The organism is Nocardia sp. NPDC019219 (genome assembly GCF_040632645.1).
GTDB classification, from domain to species: domain Bacteria; phylum Actinomycetota; class Actinomycetes; order Mycobacteriales; family Mycobacteriaceae; genus Nocardia; species Nocardia sputorum.
This window is the reverse complement of sequence record NZ_JBEYCG010000003.1, coordinates 114,085-135,361: the sequence shown is the minus strand read 5'-3', so window position 1 is coordinate 135,361 and position 21,277 is coordinate 114,085. Positions and strand designations below refer to the sequence as shown.

The window sequence follows — 21,277 nt, the reverse complement described above, 5'->3', positions numbered from 1 at the left end:
CTGTGCCGACCGACTTCGACATCCTGGTGATCGGCGCTGGTCAGGCGGGACTGTCGGCCGGTTATCACCTCCAACGCCTCGGGTTGCGCCCGGAGCGGCACTTCCTGCTGGTCGACCGGTCGCCCGGTCCCGGCGGCGCGTGGCAGTTCCGCTGGCCCTCCCTCACCCTCGACACGGTCAACCGAGTGCACGATCTGCCCGGTATGTCGTTCGCGGAGACATTGCCGCCGGGTTCGTCGTCCGCGCCGGCGGCCTCGGCTGTGCCGCACTACTACGAGCTGTACGAGAAGCGGTTCGACCTGCGGGTCCGCCGACAGGTCTCGGTCACCGTGGTCTGTGACCGCTCCGAGGACGGCGCTCCGGCCGCACGCGGCGCGGTGCTCAACGCGGAGACCGACGTGGCGGGCCCGATCCGAGTACGCGGCCTGATCAACTGCACCGGTACCTGGGAGCATCCGTTCGTTCCGCACTATCCCGGAGCGCAGACCTTCGCGGGCCGCCAGTTGCACACTCGCGACTACCGCAGTGCCGAGGAGTTCGCGGGCGAGCACGTCGTGGTGGTCGGCGGCGGCATCTCGGCGGTCCAGCTACTCGACGAGATTTCCCAGGTCACCACCACAACCTGGGTCACCCGGACGCCGCCGCGCTTCCGCGAAGGCGCCTTCACCGAGGAGGACGGGCGAGTCGCGGTCGCGATGGTCGAGGACCGGGTGCGGCGCGGGTTGCCGCCGGGATCGGTGGTCTCGGTCACCGGTCTTCCGCTCGACGACCGGTTACGCGCGGCGCGAGCCCGCGGCGTGCTGACCCGTCTGCCGATGTTCGAGCGCATCGAGCCCGGCGGCGTTCGCTGGGCCGACGGGACCTTCCAGCGGGCGGACGTGATCCTGTGGGCCACGGGGTTCCGCAGCGCATTGGACCACCTGGCGCCACTGCGATTGCGCGGGCCCGGCGGCGGCGTCACCATGTCGGGACGACTGGCCACCCAGGTGGCCGCCGATCCGCGCATCCATCTGATCGGCTACGGGCCGTCGGCCAGCACGGTCGGCGCCAATCGCGCGGGACGCGCCGCGGCGCTCGAGCTCACCGAACATCTCGGACTGCGCTGACCGACCGCCGACCGGAATCGTCAGTCGATCAGGCCCATGGTGAACGTGTCCGGATCACCGCCGGTGCGCGAACCGGTGTCCAGCGCGGTGATCGCGTCCATCTGCGCCGCGGTCAGCTCGAAACCGAACACGTCGAAGTTCTCCGCGATCCGCGACGGCGTGACCGACTTCGGGATGACCACGTTGCCCAGTTGCAGGTGCCAGCGAATGATCACCTGCGCCGGAGTGCGACCGACCTCGGCGGCCACCGCGGTGACGGCGCTTTCGTCGAGCAGCGTGCCCTGCCCGAGCGGACTCCACGCCTCGGTGGCGATCGCGTTGGCGGCGTGGAATTCGCGCAGCTCGCGTTGCGCCAGCCTCGGGTGCAGCTCGATCTGGTTCACCGCCGGGATCTCGCCGGTCTCGGCGATGAGCCGCTGGAGATGCGCGACTGTGAAGTTCGAGACCCCGATCGAGCGCACCCGGCCCTGCGACTTCAGCGCCTGGAAAGCGCGGAAGGTGTCCACGAAGCGGTCGGCCGCGGCCACCGGCCAGTGGATGAGGTAGAGGTCGAGGTAGTCCAGGCCGAGCCGCTGCATGCTGGCGTCGAACGCGCGCAGCGTGGAGTCGTAGCCCTGATCGGAGTTCCACAGCTTGGTGGTGACGTAGATCTCGTCACGGGGCAGGCCGGATTCCCGGATCGCGCGGCCGGTGCCCTCTTCGTTTCCGTAGATCGCCGCGGTGTCGATGCTGCGGTAGCCAACCTCGAGCGCGGTGGTGACGACCGGGAAGACGTCCTCGGCGGGTACCTGGAAAACGCCGAAGCCGAGCTGCGGGATCACGTTCCCGTCGTTCAGCACGATCGAGGGAACGGTGCTGGTCTCGCTTTTGAAGGTCACATTCCGACGGTAGAAGTGCGGCGGCGAACCGTCAATCACGCCCTCGGGTGTGTTGGCTTGCAATTTGCTGGGAAACGGATGGTGAACGGCGTTCGCCGCCGGTCAGCCGGGCAAGCCGAGCCGCCGGTAGCGCGCCTGTCGCGCCGCGCGCAACTCCGCGTCCGGCCGGGCGCGCAATGCCGCCAGTTCGTGCGCGATCGCGGCGACCATGCGGCGGGCGAAGTCCACCGGCTCCTCCGCCGCGTCGGGCAACTCCGGCACGATCCGGTCGACGACACCGTCGGCCAGCAGGTCGGCGGCGCTGATCCTTTGTGCCGCAGCGAGTTCCGCCGCATGGTCGGTGTCGCGGAAGACGATGGCGCTCGCGCCCTCCGGCGGCAGCGGGGCCAGCCACGCGTGCGTGGCGGCGAGCACCCGGTCGGCGGGCAGCAGCGCCAGCGCGCCACCGCCGGTGCCCTGGCCGAGCAGCACGGAGACGGTCGGGGTGTCCAGCGTCACCAGGTCCGCGATGCAGCGGGCGATCTCGGGCGCCAGCCCGCGCTCCTCGGCTTCCTTCGACAGCGCAGCGCCCACCGTGTCGATGACCAACACCAGCGGCAGCCGCAACTCCTGAGCAAGCGCCATACTGCGCCGCGCCTCCCGCAGCGCGGCCGGGCCCATGGTGTTCTCGCCCTGTTGGCCACGCCGGTCGTGCCCGAACACCACGCACGGCTGCCCACGGAAACGGCCGAGGGCGAGCACGGCAGTGCGATCGGACTCACCCTGGCCGGTGCCACTGAGCGGAACCCGTTGTGTCACATGACGTAACAGTTCTCGGATGCCGGGACGCTGCGGGCGGCGCGAGATCAGAACCGACTGCCACACCCGACTGCCTTGGTCGGCGATCCGCGCGTCGTCGAGCTGGTTTCCTTCTGCTCCAGCGACATTCGCGTCCAGGGCGTGATCCACAACCGTCGACTTTCGCGGCACCGCGATCCGCTCGTAATTCCGCTGTACCGCAACATTGTCGGGAGATTCGACGCCGCTGAACACACTCAACGCGCGATGGGCGATTCGGCGGAAGACCGGGATCGTGAGAACACCGTCGATAACGCCACGCCGATACAGGTTTTCCGCCGTCTGCACACCTTCTGGGAAAGGCCTGCCGTACAGGGCCTGATAGACCCGTGGGCCGAGAAATCCGATGAGCGCCCCGGGTTCGGCGAAAGTGATGTGGCCCAATGACCCCCACGACGCGAAGACTCCGCCCATCGTGGGGTTGCGGAGGTAGACGACGTAGGGATGCCCCGCCGACTTGTGCGCCGCCACCGCGCCCGCGATCTTCACCATCTGCACGAAGGCGACGGTGCCCTCCTGCATCCTGGTCCCGCCGGAGGTCGGCGAGGCGACCAGAGGCAGCCCGAGCTCGGTGGCGCGCTCCACCGCCGAGACGATCCGTTCCGCCGCCGCCACGCCGACCGAGCCGGCCAGAAAACCGAATTCACAGGCGATCACGGCCACGCGCCGACCACGCAGCAACCCTTCGCCGGTCAGGACCGATTCGTCGGTGCCTGCCGCGACCGCCGCCTTCCGCAGCGCATCGCGGTACTGCGGGGAGGCGGCCACCGTCACCGGTGGCCGGTCCCAGCTGACGAACGAGTCCGTGTCGAGCAGTTGCTCGAGCAACTCACGCGCCGAAGTACGCACCGGGCGAGCCTATCCCGCCCTACCCGGCGCTCCGGCGAACCACACGAGCACTCAGTAGCCCTGCATCACCTTGCGCAGCGCGTACTCGGTGAGCGCGACCAGCGCCTGCTTGGCCGGCTCACGACGACGAGCATCGATGGACAGGATCGGCACATCGGCGGGCACGGCGAGTGCCTGCCGGATGTCCTCGATCGGGTACCGCGGCGCGTCATCGAATTCGTTGAGCGCCACCAGGAACGGCAGGCCGCGCGCTTCGAAGTAGTCGACGGCCGCGAAGCTGTCCTCCAGCCTGCGGGTGTCGACCAGGACGACGGCACCGATGGCGCCACGGATCAGGTCGTCCCACATGAACCAGAACCGATACTGGCCAGGCGTGCCGAACAGATACAACACCAGATCGTCGGCGAGACTGATCCGGCCGAAGTCCATCGCCACGGTGGTGGTCGACTTCATCGGAATGCCGGTCAGGTTGTCGATCCCGGCGCTGGCATTGGTCACCAATGCCTCGGTGCGCAGCGGAACGATCTCCGAGACAGCACCGACCAACGTGGTCTTCCCGACGCCGAAGCCACCGGCGACCACGATCTTCGCCGATGTTGGCTTGCTGGTACGAGTGTCGACCTGCGCCGTCGAATCAAATACGCCGGAGTCCACTGAGAACCCTTTCGATCAGCTCGCGACGTTCATCGTCGCTGGAATCGTCTTTCAAAGTCGCCGATACGCGCACGTGCCCGGCCTCGATCAAATCGGCCACGAGCACACGGGCCACCCCGATCGGGATACCCAATCGAGCTGCTACCTCGGCAACGGACGGCGATTCTCTGCACAACTCCACGATTGACGTCTCGATGTTGGTCAGTTCGAACTGCCGCTCCAGGGCGACCGGATGCGATGCGACGAGAGCCTCCAACGCCAACTCGACCGCGGGCCTGGTGCGGCCTGCGGTCAGCGAGTATGGGCGAACGAGGCTCGGCTCGGCGCTCCCCACGCGGTGATCTTCTATGTCCATCCCACCATCAGGAACCCATCGTGACGCGTGGTGTGGCCTGAACAGTCTGGCCAACCCGCTCGACCAACAGAGCCATCTCGTAACCGACCTGACCGATATCACACGAAGTGTTGGTCAGCACCGCGAGATAGGAACCGTCGCCGACAGCCATGAGTAGCAGGTAACCGTGCTCCATCTCGACGACGGACTGCAGCACGGTGCCACCCTCGAACAGGTTCGAGACGCCGACTGACAGGCTCGCCAGACCGGCCGTGACGGCCGAGAGCTGCTCGGCGCGGTCGACGGGCAGCTGGGCACTCGCGGCCATGAGTAGGCCGTCCGCCGAGACCAGGACGGCATGGGCTACGCCAGGAACCTCGTTGGCAAAGTTCGAAACCAGCCAATCCAGCTGACGATTCGTACCACCTAGATCGGGGTTCATCGGTCTCCTTTATCTCCGGTTAGGTTCATTGCTCTCATTGCGCGGCCATCCCGGACGCCCTGCTGGTGACGACTCAAGCTGGACCTGATCGTTTCTGGGTCACGGCGCGGCGCCCGATCCGCCGCACCGCTGACGCCGCCGGGGACAAGCCTTCCGCCCGGATTGCGTTGCGGCAAGCCGGCCGCCGTTTTCGTCTCGGGCTGGGCCTCGCTGGCGCGGCGAGCCGCTTGCCAACCTTCGTCACCCGGCGATTCGAAGGAAGCGGCCACCTGTGACCTATCCGCGTTGGGATCCGACAGCCACGCCGACATCATCTCGGCGAAGATCGGCGTTCCGCCCATCGACGCACCCGGCTCCTCCGCCGGCTGCAGCCTGGTCTGGAAGAACGAGGCCGTTTTGGCCGGGTTGGACCGGAAGCTGTGCTTACCGGGATCTCGGCCCGGCGACGTGGCGGGCTGCTCTTCGCTCGCGGCATGCTGGCCGCCGCGATCACGCTGCGGCAGCGCGATGCCCGGTGGCACCGGCTGGCGCTGCGGTGCTTGGGCGCCCGGCTGCCGCTGCGGCAGACCGGTCAGACCGCTCTCGCGCTGCGGTGTACTCGACGGTGCGGGCGGACGCTGCGGCAGACCGTTCACCGCGCCTGGCTCGCGCTGCGGCAAGCCACCCGCCGACTCACGCTGCGGCAGGCCGCTCGCGGCCGAGTCCCGCTGCGGCAGGCCGTTGACGGCGGGCAGCGCGCCGGAGCCCGCGTCACGCTGCGGCAAGCCGTTCGCGGACTCACGCTGCGGAAGATGGTGCGCGCCGGAATCCCGCTGCGGGAAACCGCTACCCGGTTCACGCTGCGGCAGACCACCTGGTGCGGCGTCGCGTTGCGGGAGGTTCGGCGCCGGCTGCCGCGGCGGCAAACCGGTCGAGCCCGGCTCACGCTGCGGCAAACCACCCAACGCGGACTCACGCTGCGGCAGACCGGTGGAACCCGGCTCACGCGACGGCAAACCAGTCGAGCCCGGCTCACGCTGCGGCAAACCACCCAACGCGGACTCACGCTGCGGCAGACCGGTGGAACCCGGCTCACGCTGCGGCAAACCACCCAACGCCGACTCACGTTGCGGCAGACCAGTGGAACCCGGCTCACGCGACGGCAAACCACTCGAACCCGGCTCACGCGACGGCAGACCACCCAACGCCGACTCGCGCGACGGGAGTCCACCCGAGGTGGGCTCCCGTGACGGCAGACCACCCGAGGTCGGCTCACGTTGCGGCAGACCGCCTGCCGCCGACTCACGCTGCGGCACACCGTTCGCACCCGGCTGCCGCTGGGGTAGGCCGGTGGGACCCGGATCACGCGACGGCAGGCCCCCAGAGGCGGACTCGCGCTGCGGAAGACCACCCAAACCGGACTCACGCTGCGGCAGACCGCTCGCCGACTCCCGCTGCGGCAGGCCGTTCGACGCGTCCCGCGACGGCGCTCCATTGGTGCCGGGCTGGCGCTGCGGAAGGCCGGTGCTCGGCTGCGGCACACCGTTGGCGCCCGGCTGACGCACGGGCAGTTCGCCGGAGCTCGGATCCCGCGGCGGCAGTCCGGTACCGGACTGCTCGGTGGGACCACCGGGCTGGCGCGGCGGCGGACCGCCGGGGCTGAGGGTGCGCTTGGGCAGGTTGGCCGCGGCGAGCTTGCCCCGCTGCGGACCGCTCGGCGCAGGCTGACCCGACGCGGGCCGCAGGCTCGTCGCCGACTGCTGCGCCTCGGAGCGCATACCGGACGACGACATCGCCGAACCCGGCTGCCGCTGCGGCAGTCCGCCGGGGCCGGTGGGGATCGGCCCGCTGGGCGAGCCGGTGGGCTTGGCGCTCGCGGCCGGGATGGGACCGCTCACCCCGGGATCGACAGTGACCATGACATTGCCCCCAGGAGTCCGCTGGACGGCCCGCATCTGCATAGACGACGGCGCCGACGGACGCTGTGGAGCGGCGGCCTGCGGCGAAGGCTGCGGGGTGACGGGCTGCCCCGCGCTCGGCTTGCCCGCGACGATCAGTCCGACCGGCACGTGCACGGTCACCGTCACGCCGGGATCGCGCGCGGTGTCGAAGGTCGGGCGCAACCGCACGGTGAGACCGTGCCGCTCGGCCAGCCTGCCGACCACGAACAGACCCATGTGGCGGGCCGTGTCCGGGCCCGGCTCGGCGGTCTGCTCCAAGCGGCGGTTGATGTCGGCCATCTCGGCGGGCGGCATACCGATGCCGCGGTCGGCCACCTCGATGAGCAGGCCCTGATCGTGCGCCTGGGCGAAAGTGAACTTGACGTCGGTCTCCGGCGGCGAGGCGCGCAGTGCGTTGTCCAGCAGCTCGGCGAACAGGTGCGCGAGGTCGGAGGCGGCGGGTTCCTTGAGCGAGCCGCGCGGCGTGGCGCCGAGCTTCACGCGCTCGTAGTCCTCGACCTCGGAGATCGCGGCGCGCAGCACGTCGGCGATCTCGACGGGGGCGGACTTGGCGCGCCGCTGCCGGGTACCGGCGAGAATCAGCAGGTTGTCGCCGTTACGACGCATGCGGGCGGCGAGATGGTCCAGCCGGAACAGGTTCTCCAGCAGGCGTGGGTCCTTCTCGTCGTACTCCATCGCCTCGATGAGGGTGAGCTGATGGTCGACGAGCGACTTCGACCGCCGCGCCAGGGTCTCGAACATGTCGTTGACCTGCGAACGCATCTTCGCCTGGTCACTCGCCAGACGCAGCGCCTGGCCGTGGATGTCGTCGACGGCGCGGGCCAGCTGACCGATCTCCTCGGTGCTGCGCACCGGCATCGGCTCCAGCGGCACCTCTTCCGGCGACGCGCCGTTGCGGAGCTGGGCGACCTCGTGCGGCAGGTCGCTCTCGGCCACGCGCAACGCGGCCAACCGCAGCCGGTGCAGCGGCACGATCATCGAGCGGGCCACGAAGACCGCGAGCAGCAGCGCGGCGAGGATGGTCGCGATGACGACCGCAGTGTAGGTCCACGCGTCGCGCTGGGCGGTGCTCACCAGCGAGTGCATCGCGGAGTCGATGTCCTTGGTCGCCTTGCCGACGACGTGCTCGTAGACCGCGAGGCTGTCGGTCAGCGACTTCTTCAGGTCGCCGACGGGGAGCTGGCCCGCCTGCGACTGCGGGCTGGTGAGCAGCGCGATCCTGGTGTCGATGCCCGCGCGCAGGTCGGCGATCGAGGTGTCGCCGTCGGAGAAGCGGTGCGCGAGCACGTTGAGCAGCGCGCGCTCGGTGTTCGAGGCGATGAGGAAGTTCTGGACGCCGGACTGCTGGGAGCGCAGCACCTCGGGGAAGGCGGCGAGCTCGCTGACCAGGGTGGCGCGGGTGTTGAGCGAGTCGACCAGCCGCAGCTTGGCCGCGTCGACGGCGGTGTCGCTGACCTGGCCGACCGTGGTCTCGACGATCCGGACGCTGTCGTTGCGGACGCGGTCGATCAGCGCGAGGGTGTCCGCCGGCGGGCCGGTCGAGACCGATTTGCCCTGGGCGCGCACACCCTTGGCCTGGGTGAGCATGCTGTCGATGGCCTCGCGCGCGCCGGGCACGCCGTCGAGCTTGGCGACCGCCTTCTCGGCGTTGGCGATCGCCTTGTCCAGATCCGCGAGGTTCTGGTCGGTCACCACGGACTGGTTGGTACCCAGCGAGATCATCTGCGAGCCCGCGGTGGTGGCGGTCTGCGCGCTGAGCGCGGTGACCGATGGAATGGCGGCGACGTTCTCCGAGATGTCGGCGAGCCGGTTCGACTCCGCGAACTCCGACGAGATCCTGGACACGCCGAGCCCGACCGCGACCGCCAGAGGCACGGCGAGCACCGCCGTCACCTTCCAGCGCAGGTCCCAGTTGCCCAGAGCCCAGCGGCTGCTGCCGGACCTAGCGGCGTCACGCATCTCCCACTCACTTTCCAAACTGGCCTCTACCACGCGCCATCAACCGAACCTCCACATTCGCGTGCTTGGCTCGACAGGTGGAGCTGGCCGAGAGCTGCGGCTGGCCGAGAAATTGCGTCTACGACGGCCCAAATAAGTGACATCAGATTCTAACGGATCAATAACTTCTTGGGTGACTGGGCGTGATGTCGCGATCATTGACCTGCCGGTTCCAGGCAAAACCAAAGGTAGCGGCACCCACCCGGGCGTCGCGTGAAGTCTGCCACAATCAACCAGATCTATCGAGGCGGGCATCGAGGCGAGGCTAGGGAGTCACGGGGTTGAACGTGCGGCAGGAGTACCGACCGGCCTACCAGACCAGCTTGGTGGATCCCGCCGAGTTCTGGGCCGGCGCGGCCGAAGCGATCGACTGGGACGTGCCGCCGGACCAGATCGTCGACACCGGCGCCCGCCCGGTGGCCAGATGGTTCTCCGGCGCTCGCCTCAACACCTCCTTCAATGCCCTGGACCGGCACGTCCACCCCACTACTCCAGGCGCCCCCAGCCGCGCCGACCAGCCCGCCCTGATCTACGACTCGGCGATGACCGACACCGCCGTCGTCTACACCTACGCCGAACTGCTCGACGAGGTGTCACGGTTCGCCGGGGCGATGGTCCGGCTGGGCGTCTCCGCGGGCGATCGCGTGGTGATCTACCTGCCGATGATCCCCGAAGCGGTGATCGCGATGCTCGCCTGCGCCCGCATCGGCGCGGTCCACTCGGTGGTGTTCGGCGGTTTCGCGGCCCCGGAGCTGGCCGCGCGCATCGATGACGCGGAGCCGGTGCTGATCATCACAGCCTCCGGCGGCCTGGAGCCGGGCAAGAAGATCGAATACCCGCCCATCGTGCTGCGGGCGCTGGATCTGGCTCGGACCACCGCCCCGCGCACGGTGATCGTCAAGCAGCGGCCGCAGTTCGACACCATCCATTTCCCCGCCCCGCAGCCGGCCACCGAGTACCTGCCGAGTTCGACGCAGACCGTGGCCGCGCAGTGGCTGGACTGGGACGACGCGGTGCGTGACGCGGCACCGGCCGATCCGGTGTCGGTCGCGGCCACCGATCCGCTCTACATCCTCTACACCTCCGGCACCACCGGGAAGCCGAAGGGCGTGGTCCGGGACAACGGCGGCCACGCGGTGGCCCTGGCCTGGTCGATGCGCAATATCTACGACGTGGACGCGGGCCAGGTGATGTGGGCCGCCTCCGACGTGGGCTGGGTGGTCGGGCACTCCTACATCGTCTACGCGCCGCTGCTGGTCGGAGCGACCACGCTGCTGTACGAGGGCAAGCCGATCGGCACGCCGGACGCGGGCGCGTACTGGCGGGTGGTCGCCGAACACAAGGTCGACGTGCTGTTCACCGCTCCGACCGCGCTGCGCGCCATCCGCAAGGCGGACCCGGAGGCGGAACTGGCCCACCGCCACGACCTCTCTTCGCTGCGCGCCCTGTTCTGCGCGGGCGAGCGCCTGGACCCGGCCACCTACGCCTGGGCCGAGGAGACCCTGCTCGCCGGCCGCTCGGACTGCCCGGTCGTCGATCACTGGTGGCAGACCGAGACCGGGTGGCCGATCTGCGCGAACCCGCTCGGCCTGCAGCGACTGCCGATCAAACCGGGTTCGGCCTCGGTGCCGGTGCCGGGCTATCGACTACGCGTGCTCGACTCCTCCGGCAACGCGGTGGCGCCGAACACCGAGGGCAACATCGTCATCGGCCTGCCCTTGCCGCCCGGCACGCTGATCGGGCTCTGGCGCGACGACGCCCGGTACGAGCGCTCCTATCTGTCCGCCTACCCCGGCCACTACCTCACCGGCGACTCCGGCTACTTCGACGAGGACGGCTACCTGTACGTCCTCGGCCGCAGCGACGACGTGATCAACATGGCCGGGCACCGGCTCTCCGCGGGCAGCATCGAGGCGGCCATCGCGGGGCACGAGGCGGTCGCCGAATGCGCCGTCATCGGGCTGCCCGACGAACTCAAGGGGCACCGGCCGCTGGCGTACGTGGTGCTCAAGTCCGGCGTCGAGATCGATCCCGATCGGCTGCGCGACGAGCTGATCGAACGGGTGCGCACCCAGGTCGGCGCGATCGCCACGCTCCACGACGCCATCGTCGTGACGGCGCTGCCCAAGACCAGGTCCGGCAAGATCCTGCGCAAGACGATCCGGCAGATCACCTCCGGCGAGACGTTCGAAGTGCCGTCCACCATCGAGGATCCCGCGGTGCTCGCGGCGCTGGAGCAGCAGATCCGCACGGCCCGTCCCGAGTGGCGGGACCCGGCGAACGACGACAACGAGAACACCGACCACGTGGTCGCGCCGGACGCGGATCCGGTTGTGCCGTCCTGAGTTCCGCGTCGCCCGGACACGTCCTCAGAGTTTCCTCAGAGGATGTTCACGCGGGTGCCAGCAGTTCGAAATAGCCTCGAGACCGCCCCGAAACCCTTCGATGATCTGGAGGCAATACATCATGAAACGTTCCGTAGGCCGCCCCGCCGTCGCCGCTCTCGCAACAGGCGGAATCGCCACGGTCACGTTGTTCCTGAGCCCCGCCATCGCCACCGCGGGCCCGATGGAATACGCCGAGCCGCTCCTGACCTCGGACTGCTCGTTCGCTCAGGTCGACGCGGCGCTGCACGACAAGGCCCCGCAGCTGGCCGCGGTGCTCGACGCGAACCCGAGCCAGAAGGCCGAATTGCAGCGCCGGTTCGACCAGCCGGTCGAGCAGCGCCGGGCCGAGCTGCGCCGCGCCATCGACGAGAACCCGGATGCGGTACGCCAGGCGGAGAACGACCCGCGGACCGCGCAGTTGCGCGACACCATCCGCGTCGTGGCCGAGACCTGCCACAACTACTGATTCCACGGGGACGTGGGCGACTCGCCGGGTATGTCCGATACCCGGCGGGTCACCACCGAGAGACCGAATGCGCATGCCGCGTGCCCCATTCGTACGGTCCGCAGATTCACCAGAGGCGGGGAGCAGAATGGATGACGTGACCTCGACCTCGAATCCGACGGTCCTCGTCGTCGACGACGACGAGGATGTGCTCGCCTCGGTCGAGCGCGGCCTGCGGTTGTCCGGCTTCCAGGTGCTCGTGGCCAGGGACGGCGCGCAAGCGCTGCGCAGCGTGAACGAGCACGCGCCCGACGCCATCGTGCTGGACATGAACATGCCCGTGCTCGACGGCGCGGGCGTGGTGACCGCGTTGCGCGCGATGGGCAACGAGGTGCCGATCTGTGTGCTCAGTGCCCGCGCGTCGGTGGACGACCGCATCTCCGGCCTGGAGTCCGGCGCCGACGACTATCTGGTCAAACCGTTCGTGCTGAAGGAGCTGGTGGCCCGGATCCGGGCGCTGCTGCGCCGCCGGTCCGACACGCAGGCGCCCGCGACCCCGGGCGCGGTCACCGTCGGTCCGCTCGTAGTGGACGTCGCGGGATACCGCGCGCTGCTCAACGGCCGCGAGATCGAGCTCACCAAGCGGGAATTCGAGTTGCTGTCGACGCTGGCCAGGAACGTCGGCGTGGTGCTGAGCCGGGAACGCCTGCTGGAACTGGTGTGGGGCTACGACTTCGCCGCCGACACCAACGTGGTGGACGTCTTCGTCGGCTACCTGCGCCGCAAACTCGAGGTGGACGGCGCGCCACGGCTGCTGCACACGATCCGCGGCGTCGGGTTCGTGCTCCGAGCGCCGAAATGACCGTGCCCGCCACCGCGTCGCCGAGAAGCCGTCGGCGCCGGTCGTTCTCGCTGCGCACCCGCGTCGCGGGCGCGGCGGCCGCGGGCGCGATCATCATCGTGACGCTGATCAGCTTGATCAGTATCCGCGCGATCGAGCGCAACAACCTCCAGCAGGCCGACCAGCAGCTCGCCGTCGCGGCGCGGATCGTCCTGCTCGAACCGCAGATCGCGGTGCGGATCATCAGCCTGACCGGGCTGAACAACGACATGGCGGTGACCGTCCGGGACAATGGTGGTGTCGTGGCCAGCACACCCACCGAAGTACCCGCGCTGCCGACCGGTTCCCGCACCGTCACGGTGGGCGGCACCCCCTACCGGATCCTGACCACCACCGAGAATCAACCCGCGGGCCGCACGGTCTCGCTCGGCATCCCCGCCGCCGGAGCGGCGCAGGCCACCGCCGAGCAGCAACGGTGGGTGCTCGGCGGCGCACTGCTGTCCATCGCCGCGGCCGCGGCGCTCGGCTGGTTGCTCGCCGGCGCGGCGGTGCGCCCGATCGTGCGGCTGACCAGCCAGGTGGGCGCACGCAGCGCCTATCCCGATCCGAACAATCCGCAAGCCCCGGTGGAGGGCGCGGGCGTGCACGAGGCGGAACAGCTGGCCGTCGCGGTGAACACCATGTTGCAGCGGGTGGATCAGGCGCAGGCCCAGACGGCCGCCGCCCTGGAGACCGCGCGCGACTTCGCCGCCGTGTCCGCCCACGAGCTGCGCACCCCGCTGACCGCGATGCGCACCGACCTGGAGGTGCTGCGCACGCTCGACCTCGACGAGGCGCAGCGGGCCGAGATCCTCGACGACCTGCAGCGCAGCCAGGGCCGGGTGGAGAGCACGCTCGCGGCGCTGGAGCGGCTGGCCACCGGCGATCTGACCAACGAGCGCGACCACGTCGCCACCGATGTCGGCGACCTGTGCGACCAGGCCGCGCACGACGCCATGCGACATTTCCCCGGCCTCACCGTACGCATCGATTCCGATGCCGAACTGGTCACCCGGGGCCTGCCCGCGGGGCTGCGGCTGGCGGTGGACAACGCGCTGGCCAACTCGGTCAAACACGGCGGAGCCACCGAGGCCCTGGTCTGCGCGCACCGCGGGCCGGGCGGCCGCATCGTCATCTCGATCGATGACAACGGCCGCGGTATCCCGCCGGAGGAACGCGACGCCGTCTTCGACCGCTTCTTCCGCGGCAGCCAGGCGAGCAAGGGCGGCTCCGGCCTCGGCCTGGCGCTGGTCGCCCAGCAGGCCCAGCTACACGGCGGCCGAGCGTATTTCGACGCGGGCACGCTCGGCGGCATCCGTCTGGTCCTCGATCTGCCCGGGGCGGTGTGATTCGCGACGCACCCGCGGCTCCTTACTCAACTCTCAGAGAAACGCCAAGGGCCACGCCATAACCCGCGTTTAGGGTCTGCGGCGTGATCGGAAAACGCGCCCGCTGGGGCCTTCTCGTCGTCGCCCTCATTTCAGCTGGTGCGCTCGGCGCCGGAATCACCGCCTGTACCGGAACCGATCGCGGGCCGACGGGCGTCGCGCTGGTCAATGCCGATGCGGGGCCGACCGGCGCGCGGGTGGTGAAGGCGCTGCAGGACGCGGGCGGTTACGAATGGACCGCCGCCGCGCCCGGCGAGGCGAGCACCGACGACTACGCCGTCGTCATCACGTTGCCCGCCGACCTCACCGCGTCGATGGGCACCCTGGCCGGGCCCGAGCCGAAGCGGGCCGAGGTCACCGTGCAGTCCCACGAAAACGCCGACGCCGAGCTGGTGCACGGCGTCGTGACCGAGGTGACGCATCGGATCGGCGCGGCCGGGGTGGACGCCGCGCTCACCGCCGTCGCGCAGGCCCGCTCCCAGATGTCGCAGGTGCAGTTCACCGCACAGTTGCTCAACGCGGGCGTCGAGGCGGCCGCCGCGGGAGCCGACCAGTTCAGCTCCGGCGCCGACCAGCTGCTCGGCTTCCTGGAGTTCGCCAAATCCGGTTCGGCGCAGCTGACCTCGGCCATCGCGCTGCTGAACTCCACCGTCGACGGCGCCGCCGCGCAGGCCGGTCAGCTCGCCGCGGCGCTCGATTCCACCGGCATCACCATCGCGCAGGTGGAACAGACGGCCAACACGGTGAGCGGCGGCCTCGACCAAGTGCTGCCGCTGCTGCGCGCGCTGCCGTTCGCGAACGATCCGGCGCTCGCCGACATCATCGGAAAACTGGAGGCGTTGCGCGGCGTGTCCGCGCAGGCGGGCTCCCAGCTGACCGGCCTCGGCTCGCTCGTCGGCGGCGCGGTCGACCCCGACACCGATCTCGGCACGCTGCTGCGCACCGTCGTCGACCGCCTGACCGGCGCGAGCGCGCAGTTGAACGAAGGCGCGAAGCTCGCCGAGGGCCTCCCCCAGCTCGCCGAACAGGGCGGCGCCCAGCTGATCGGCGCGATCAGCCAGCTCACCGGCGGCGTGAACCAGCTGCAGAACATCGTCCACAATCTGAGCACCCAAACCGACAAGGCCGTAGCCGCCCTGCCCCAGCGCAGCGGCACCCAGCAAGCAGCCCTGGCAGCGGCGCTCACCGACCCGGTCGAGATCGTCCGAAAGTAGCCGGACACGACGATGGCCCGTGTTCCGCTGTAGAACACGGGCCATACATCTCCAGTCGCACGGCGGGTGGGCGAACGGTGACTTACGGGATACCGGTCGCTCGACCGCTGACTCTCTGGAATCGCGTGCACTTCATCCGCAGCTGACCTGCCGACGTGCCCAGCTCACCCCAACCACGTCTTTCGAGCGAAGCGAGACCGAGCATCCGCCGTTCGCGGCCCGGCTCGCGTCCGAGCGGCCGCTGCGCAAGCGACGAAGTCGCAAGCAGTGGTCGCTCGGACGCGAGCCATAAAGGGGCCGCGAACACGCGGCGCCGAAGGCGCCGCCAGATTAATTAGCGTTCAGCAGATCGATCACGAAGACCAGCGTCTTGCCCGAAAGCCGATGACCGGCGCCGGCCGGGCCGTAGGCCAGCTCCGGCGGGATGGTCAGCTGACGGCGACCGCCGACCTTCATCCCGGGGATGCCGTCCTGCCAGCCCTGGATCAGGCCGCGCAGCGGGAAGGTGATGGACTCGCCGCGGTTCCAGGACGAGTCGAACTCTTCGCCGGATTCGAATTCGACGCCCACGTAGTGCACTTCCACGGTGCCGCCGGGCACCGCTTCCTTGCCCGAGCCTTCGATGATGTCCTTGATCACCAGCTCGGTGGGCGCGGGCCCTGCCTGGAACTCGATCTCCGGTTTGGTCATGCGGCTATCCCCTTCGATAGGTGATGGATGGATTTCGTCAACGGTTGTTGATCTCGCGGTAGTCGCGAGCGCCGTAGCCGGTGTAGATCTGCCGGGGACGGCCGATCTTCAGCGGTTCGCTGTGCATCTCGCGCCAGTGCGCGATCCAGCCGGGGAGCCGGCCCATCGCGAACAGCACGGTGAACATGCGGGTCGGGAAGCCCATCGCCTTGTAGATGACGCCGGTGTAGAAGTCGACGTTCGGGTACAGGCGGCGCTCGATGAAGTAGTCGTCGGTGAGCGCGGCCTCTTCCAGGGCCTGGGCGATGTCGAACAGCTCGTCGTGGCCGCCGAGCTTGCTGAGGATGGCGTCGGCGTGCTTCTTGGCGATCGAGGCGCGCGGGTCGTAGTTGCGGTAGACGCGGTGGCCGAAGCCCATGAGCTTCACCCCGTCTTCCTTGTTCTTGACCTTGCGGATGAACTCCTTGACGTCGCTGCCGCTGGCCTTGATGCCGTCGAGCATCTCCAGCACGGCCTGGTTGGCGCCGCCGTGCAGCGGGCCCCACAGCGCGTTGATGCCGCCGGACACCGAGGTGAACAGGTTGGCGTCGGACGAGCCGACCAAGCGCACGGTCGAGGTGGAGCAGTTCTGCTCGTGGTCTGCGTGCAGGATCAGCAGCATGTCCAGCGCGGCGGCGACCTCGGGGTCCACCTCGTAGGGCTCGGCGGGGAAGCCGAAGGTCATCCGCAGGAAGTTCTCCACCAGGCTCAGCGAGTTGTCCGGGTAGAGGAACGGCTGGCCGACCGACTTCTTGTACGAGTAGGCCGCGATGGTGGGCAGCTTGGCCAGCAGCCGGATGGTGGACAGCTCGACCTGTTCGGGATCGCGCGGGTCCAGCGAGTCCTGGTAGTAGGCCGACAGCGCGTTCACCGCCGAGGACAGCACCGGCATGGGGTGCGCGTTGCGCGGGAAGCCGTCGAAGAACCGCTTCAGATCCTCATGCAGCAGGGTGTGCCTGCGGATGCGGTCGGTGAAGTCCTCGAGCTGGGCCTGGGTCGGCAGCTCGCCGTAGATCAGCAGGTAGCTGACCTCGATGAAGGTCGAGGCCGCCGCCAGCTGGTCGATCGGGTAACCGCGGTAGCGCAGGATGCCCGCCTCACCGTCGATGTAGGTGATCGCCGACTTGGTCGGGGCGGTGTTCATGAAGCCCGGGTCGTATGTCACGTACCCGGTGCTGGCCAGCAGCTTTCCCAGCTCGATCCCGTCGTTGCCCTCGGCGGCCCTGGTGACCGTCATCGGGAACTCGCCGCCGGGGTAGGAAAGAACCGGCTTGGCGTCGTCGTCGACGTTGATGATGTTCTCAGCGGGCACGGAAGGATCCCTCTCAGGCTAGAACCACAGGCACCGGCGCGGTGGCGCACGATGCGCTTGCCTCAACGCTAGCCGTTGGCCGACGCGGACAATACCGGAGGGTAGTCCTGCGGCGGCTCACAAACACGTCCCGGCGCGGTGAGGTCCCACAGCCACGGCGGAACGTGATCGCCAGGTGTTCGCGCTGCACGTCACGCGGCGATTTCGGCATGAGCGCGAGCGACACGGTAACGCGTGAAGGCCGGAAACGCGACCGCCGCGAGCACCACGCCCGCCACCACGAGCGCGCCACCGCCCGCCGCGGCTACAGCGGTACCCAGGCTCGCCGCCGCGAAACCGTGGGCAACATCACCGATGCGCGGGCCACCCGCGACCACCACGGTGAATACCCCTTGCAGCCGTCCGCGCAGATCGTCGGTGGCCACCGTCTGCAGCATCGTCACCCGGAGCGCGGCCGAGACCATGTCCACCGCGCCGCCGAAAGCCGAGCACACCAAGGCGATCCAGAGCCCGGCGCCGACGCCGAGACCGTGGCCGGTGAAGCCGACGGCGAGGCCGAAGCCGACCATGGCCAGCCCCCACAGCGCGATGCAGACCAGCACGGCGAGGCCCTGCCTGCGGATGCGCGGAATCCAGCCGGAGAACACCCCGCCGAGCACCGCGCCCGCCGACATCGAGGCGAACAGCAAGCCCAGCGCGACGCCGCCGGTGGCCGGGTCGCCGAAGGTCTCGTGCGCGATCTGCGGGAACAGCGCGCGCGGCATGCCGAACACCATGGCGATCACGTCCACCGCGAACGACGCGAGCAGCACCCGCTGCGTGGCCAGGTACCCGAAACCGTCCAGCACCGTGCGGAATCCGGCCCGGCGCACAGTCCCGGTGGGCGGCAGCGCGGGCAGCCGCCACACCGCCCACAGGGTGGCCAGCAGCGCGACGGCGTCGATCAGATAGAGCGTGGCGAGCCCGACGACGGGGATCAGCGCACCGGCCAGCACCGGCCCCGCGATGGCGCCGAACTGCATCACCGTCATGTTCAGCGAATTGGCCGCGGCGAGTTGGCCTTCCGGGAGCAGCCGCGGGATGGTGGCGCTGCGGGTGGGCTGGTTCACCGCGAAGAACGCCTGCTGCACGGCGAACAGGCCGAGCACGATCCACACGTTGTCCACACCGGCCGCCGCTTGCAGCCAGAAGGCCAGCGCCGTGAGCCCGGTGCCCGAATTGGTGATCAGCAGGAGCTTGCGCCGGTCCAGAACGTCGGCGAGCGCGCCGCCCCACAAGCCGAACACGATCAGCGGCACCAGGCCGAACAGCCCGGCCAGCCCCACGTAGCCGGAGCTGCCGGTGATCTGGAAGATCTGCTGCGGCACCGCGACGACGGACAGTTGCGCGCCGATCATGGTGACGATGCCCGAACTCCACAGGCGTCGATAGTCCGGATTGCGCAGCGGAGTGGTGTCGGCGAGCAGTTTCACTGCCGCAGCGTAATCACTCCCCCGCCCCGGCCCGGCGCGAGAATTCTCACGCCGGTGCGGGGAATACCTCAGGGCTGCAGGCGCTCCACCGTGGTCGTCCCACCCTCGATCCGCACCCGGATGCGGTTGTGCAGCCGCCCTCGCCTGCCCTGCCAGAATTCGACCTCGTCGGGACGGACCAGGAATCCGCCCCAGTGCGGCGGGACCGGGATCTCGTCGACATCGGCGAACCGCGCGGTCGCCTCGGCCAGCGTGCGGTCCAATTCGGCCCGCGACGCGATCGGCTGGGACTGGCGCGAGGCCCAGGCGCCCAGTTGCGAGTCCCGCGGCCGGGACCGCCAGTACGCCGCCGTGGTCTCGGCGGGGACCCGCTCGACCGCGCCGCGCAGGTGCACCTGCCTGCCCAGCGCGGGCCAGACGAAGGTGACCGCGGCGTACGGGACGGCGGTCAGCTGCGCGCCTTTGGCCGAGTCGTAGTTCGTGTAGAAGATCACGCCCTCGGGGGAGAGCCCTTTACACAGCACGGTCCGCGCGACCGGCCGCGGCGTGCCGTCGGCCAGCGACACCGTGGCCAGCACCATGGCGTTGGGTTCGGCGATGCCCACCGCGGTGGCCTGTTCGATCCAATGCCGCAGCAGCGGCTCCCAGCCCCCGGCGAGCCAGGTCTCGTCCAAGTCGACGTCGTCGTTGCCGCCGTGCGGAAGGCCGCCGTAGTCGACCCGCATAGCCGCCAGATCCGATGAATTGTCCAGGTCACGCATGGGCCAGACGTTACTCCGCGGTAGCAGGGAGCTAAGGTTTTGATGATCGGCATGTGCTCGTCAAATCCGACATCTTCCCATCGGCGAGAACGTGCGACCCAAGTGCAAGGAGAGTCGTGACATGACTACCAGCCCCGCGGTTTCCGGTGGGCAGGCCACCGTTCCCAGCGATTTCGTCAGCGGCCTCGAGGGCGTGGTGGCCTTCACCACCGACATCGCCGAACCCGACAAGGACGGCGGCGCGCTGCGCTATCGCGGTGTCGACATCGAGCACCTGGTCGAGGGCCGGGTGACCTTCGGCGACGTGTGGGCCCTGCTGGTCGACGGATCGTTCGGGCGCGGCCTGCCGCCCGCCGAGCCGTTCCCGCTGCCCGTGCACACCGGTGACGTGCGCGTCGACGTGCAGGCCGGGCTGGCCATGCTCGCACCGATCTGGGGCTACCAGCCGCTGCTGGACATCGATGACGAGACCGCGCGCGAGAACCTCGCCCGCGCCTCGGTGATGGCGCTGTCCTATGTCGCGCAGTCGGCGCGCGGCATCTACCAGCCCGCCGTCCCGCAGAAGAAGATCGACGAGTGCACCACGGTCACCGAGCGCTTCATGACGCGCTGGAAGGGGGACCCGGACCCGCGCCACACCGAGGCCATCGACGCCTACTGGGTCTCCGCCGCCGAGCACGGCATGAACGCCTCCACCTTCACCGCCCGGGTGATCGCCTCGACCGGAGCCGACGTCGCGGCCGCGCTGTCCGGCGCGATCGGCGCCATGTCGGGTCCGCTGCACGGCGGCGCGCCCGCACGCGTGCTGCCGATGATCGAAGAGGTCGAGCGAACCGGCGACGCACGGGCCCTGGTCAAGGGCATCCTGGACCGCAAGGAGAAGCTGATGGGCTTCGGCCACCGGGTCTACCGGGCCGAGGACCCGCGCGCCCGCGTCCTGCGCGCCACCGCCAAGCGACTGGCCGCGCCCCGCTACGAGGTCGCCGCCGCGCTGGAGCAGGCCGCCCTGGCGGAACTGCGCGAACGCCGCCCGGATCGCGCCATCGAGACCAACGTGGAGTTCTGGGCCGCGGTGATCCTCGACTTCGCCGAAGTGCCCGCGCACATGATGCCCGCCATGTTCACCTGCGGCCGCACCGCCGGCTGGTGCGCACACATCCTCGAGCAGAAACAACTGGGCAAGCTGGTCCGCCCCGCAGCCATCTACACCGGACCCGGTCCGCGCAAGCCCGAAGAGGTCGAGGGCTGGGCCACGATCGCGCACACGTAACACCGAACCGACAGCGCACGACCCAGTCACCGTTGCGGGTGTCGATTTCGGCGCGCTGGCCCCGGGCGGTCGGGCGACCCGGGCGCAAATCCCGGTGAGGTCGGACACTGCAGAGCCCACGGAGGGGATTTCCCCAGCTACCGCAGAGCCCTACCCGGTAGGGGACCAACTGGGGCTCCAAGTCAGGCCGCGAGCGGCCCGGCCGTGATCACCCGCCCATCGCGGGTGGTCACAGTGACCTGAGGTGTTTCGCTGCCGTACGCGCGGACGACGGCGAACGCGAGACCGTTCGCGCCGATCGGCACGACAGACTTTTCGAGCGTGGAGGTAACCGACAGGGTGACCGCGTCGTGAGCGGCACGGCCGATCACAGCGAACCAG

Annotated in this window: 18 protein-coding genes; 7 read left to right on the top strand and 11 right to left on the bottom strand. The window is 69.5% G+C overall.

All coding sequences use genetic code 11. From position 1 onward, the window contains the following. Window positions 1-2 precede the first annotated feature (2 nt). Window positions 3-1,106 carry an NAD(P)-binding domain-containing protein gene (locus tag ABZ552_RS08090; RefSeq protein ID WP_281877334.1) on the top strand — a complete coding sequence of 368 codons (1,104 nt, stop codon included), beginning with the start codon at window positions 3-5 and terminating at the stop codon, window positions 1,104-1,106. A gap of 20 nt (window positions 1,107-1,126) precedes the next feature. On the opposite strand, the gene ABZ552_RS08085 is transcribed toward ABZ552_RS08090, so the two are convergent. From ABZ552_RS08085 to ABZ552_RS08060, 6 genes are all read right to left on the bottom strand, one after another. Next, window positions 1,127-1,984 carry an aldo/keto reductase gene (locus ABZ552_RS08085; RefSeq protein ID WP_281877332.1) on the bottom strand — a complete coding sequence of 286 codons (858 nt, stop codon included), beginning with the start codon at window positions 1,982-1,984 and terminating at the stop codon, window positions 1,127-1,129. A gap of 102 nt (window positions 1,985-2,086) precedes the next feature. Beyond that, window positions 2,087-3,670: a carboxyl transferase domain-containing protein gene (locus ABZ552_RS08080; protein WP_357436135.1), complete on the bottom strand. Its 1,584-nt coding sequence runs from the start codon at window positions 3,668-3,670 to the stop codon at window positions 2,087-2,089. A gap of 51 nt (window positions 3,671-3,721) precedes the next feature. After that, the gene (locus tag ABZ552_RS08075; RefSeq protein ID WP_174186021.1) at window positions 3,722-4,324 is read right to left on the bottom strand and encodes an ATP/GTP-binding protein; all 603 of its coding nucleotides are present in this window, start codon (window positions 4,322-4,324) and stop codon (window positions 3,722-3,724) included. After that, window positions 4,305-4,679: a DUF742 domain-containing protein gene (locus ABZ552_RS08070; protein ID WP_014981573.1), complete on the bottom strand. Its 375-nt coding sequence runs from the start codon at window positions 4,677-4,679 to the stop codon at window positions 4,305-4,307. Before ABZ552_RS08070 ends, ABZ552_RS08075 begins: the two co-directional genes overlap by 20 nt. Before the next feature lie 7 nt (window positions 4,680-4,686). Continuing rightward, window positions 4,687-5,100: a roadblock/LC7 domain-containing protein gene (locus ABZ552_RS08065; protein ID WP_011207200.1), complete on the bottom strand. Its 414-nt coding sequence runs from the start codon at window positions 5,098-5,100 to the stop codon at window positions 4,687-4,689. Beyond that, on the bottom strand, window positions 5,097-8,999 hold the full coding sequence (locus ABZ552_RS08060; protein WP_357436133.1) for an ATP-binding protein: 3,903 nt from the start codon (window positions 8,997-8,999) through the stop codon (window positions 5,097-5,099). The genes ABZ552_RS08065 and ABZ552_RS08060 overlap by 4 nt, the downstream gene beginning before the upstream one ends. A gap of 320 nt (window positions 9,000-9,319) precedes the next feature. Between ABZ552_RS08060 and ABZ552_RS08055 the strand changes: the two genes are divergently transcribed. The 5 genes from ABZ552_RS08055 (at window position 9,320) to ABZ552_RS08035 (ending at window position 15,352) form a co-directional block, all read left to right on the top strand. Further along, window positions 9,320-11,383: an AMP-binding protein gene (locus tag ABZ552_RS08055; protein WP_281877327.1), complete on the top strand. Its 2,064-nt coding sequence runs from the start codon at window positions 9,320-9,322 to the stop codon at window positions 11,381-11,383. 121 nt (window positions 11,384-11,504) lie between these two features. Next, entirely contained in the window at window positions 11,505-11,891 is a 387-nt protein-coding gene (locus ABZ552_RS08050; protein WP_281917180.1) for a hemophore-related protein, read from the top strand. A 127-nt stretch (window positions 11,892-12,018) separates the two neighbouring features. Beyond that, complete coding sequence (locus ABZ552_RS08045) at window positions 12,019-12,732, top strand: response regulator transcription factor (RefSeq protein ID WP_281877324.1); 714 nt, start codon at window positions 12,019-12,021, stop codon at window positions 12,730-12,732. Then, window positions 12,729-14,099, top strand: a complete 1,371-nt coding sequence (locus ABZ552_RS08040) for a HAMP domain-containing sensor histidine kinase (protein WP_281877323.1) — start codon at window positions 12,729-12,731, stop codon at window positions 14,097-14,099. The genes ABZ552_RS08045 and ABZ552_RS08040 overlap by 4 nt, the downstream gene beginning before the upstream one ends. Window positions 14,100-14,182: 83 nt before the next feature. Further along, window positions 14,183-15,352, top strand: coding sequence for a hypothetical protein (locus tag ABZ552_RS08035; protein WP_281877322.1), 1,170 nt, complete (start codon window positions 14,183-14,185; stop codon window positions 15,350-15,352). Window positions 15,353-15,682: 330 nt separating this feature from the next. Here ABZ552_RS08035 and ABZ552_RS08030 read toward each other — a convergent pair whose 3' ends face one another. The 4 genes from ABZ552_RS08030 to pdxH all read right to left on the bottom strand — a co-directional run bounded on the left by ABZ552_RS08030 (window position 15,683) and on the right by pdxH (window position 19,626). Next, the gene (locus ABZ552_RS08030) at window positions 15,683-16,042 is read right to left on the bottom strand and encodes an FKBP-type peptidyl-prolyl cis-trans isomerase (RefSeq protein ID WP_043719293.1); all 360 of its coding nucleotides are present in this window, start codon (window positions 16,040-16,042) and stop codon (window positions 15,683-15,685) included. A 37-nt stretch (window positions 16,043-16,079) separates the two neighbouring features. Beyond that, window positions 16,080-17,393, bottom strand: a complete 1,314-nt coding sequence (locus ABZ552_RS08025; RefSeq protein ID WP_083880375.1) for a citrate synthase — start codon at window positions 17,391-17,393, stop codon at window positions 16,080-16,082. A gap of 191 nt (window positions 17,394-17,584) precedes the next feature. Then, window positions 17,585-18,865 (bottom strand): MFS transporter, encoded by a 1,281-nt coding sequence (locus ABZ552_RS08020; RefSeq protein WP_281877320.1) that lies wholly within the window; start codon window positions 18,863-18,865, stop codon window positions 17,585-17,587. A gap of 68 nt (window positions 18,866-18,933) precedes the next feature. After that, a complete protein-coding gene (gene pdxH, locus ABZ552_RS08015; protein WP_281877319.1) occupies window positions 18,934-19,626 on the bottom strand; it encodes a pyridoxamine 5'-phosphate oxidase in 693 nt (230 codons plus the stop codon). A gap of 121 nt (window positions 19,627-19,747) precedes the next feature. Between pdxH and ABZ552_RS08010 the strand changes: the two genes are divergently transcribed. After that, on the top strand, window positions 19,748-20,896 hold the full coding sequence (locus tag ABZ552_RS08010; protein ID WP_159843346.1) for a citrate synthase 2: 1,149 nt from the start codon (window positions 19,748-19,750) through the stop codon (window positions 20,894-20,896). A gap of 182 nt (window positions 20,897-21,078) precedes the next feature. Here the strand turns inward: ABZ552_RS08010 and ABZ552_RS08005 are convergent, their stop codons facing one another. Continuing rightward, window positions 21,079-21,267, bottom strand: coding sequence for a hypothetical protein (locus ABZ552_RS08005; RefSeq protein ID WP_357436129.1), 189 nt, complete (start codon window positions 21,265-21,267; stop codon window positions 21,079-21,081). Window positions 21,268-21,277 lie beyond the last annotated feature (10 nt).

Coding starts and splice junctions, on each gene's coding strand:
- ABZ552_RS08065 (WP_011207200.1), bottom strand. CDS start 5,100: ATGAACCCCGATCTAGGTGGTACGAATCGTCAGCTGGATTGGCTGGTT.
- ABZ552_RS08060 (WP_357436133.1), bottom strand. CDS start 8,999: ATGCGTGACGCCGCTAGGTCCGGCAGCAGCCGCTGGGCTCTGGGCAAC.
- ABZ552_RS08045 (WP_281877324.1), top strand. CDS start 12,019: ATGGATGACGTGACCTCGACCTCGAATCCGACGGTCCTCGTCGTCGAC.
- ABZ552_RS08030 (WP_043719293.1), bottom strand. CDS start 16,042: ATGACCAAACCGGAGATCGAGTTCCAGGCAGGGCCCGCGCCCACCGAG.
- ABZ552_RS08050 (WP_281917180.1), top strand. CDS start 11,505: ATGAAACGTTCCGTAGGCCGCCCCGCCGTCGCCGCTCTCGCAACAGGC.
- ABZ552_RS08070 (WP_014981573.1), bottom strand. CDS start 4,679: ATGGACATAGAAGATCACCGCGTGGGGAGCGCCGAGCCGAGCCTCGTT.
- pdxH (WP_281877319.1), bottom strand. CDS start 19,626: ATGCGTGACCTGGACAATTCATCGGATCTGGCGGCTATGCGGGTCGAC.
- ABZ552_RS08010 (WP_159843346.1), top strand. CDS start 19,748: ATGACTACCAGCCCCGCGGTTTCCGGTGGGCAGGCCACCGTTCCCAGC.
- ABZ552_RS08040 (WP_281877323.1), top strand. CDS start 12,729: ATGACCGTGCCCGCCACCGCGTCGCCGAGAAGCCGTCGGCGCCGGTCG.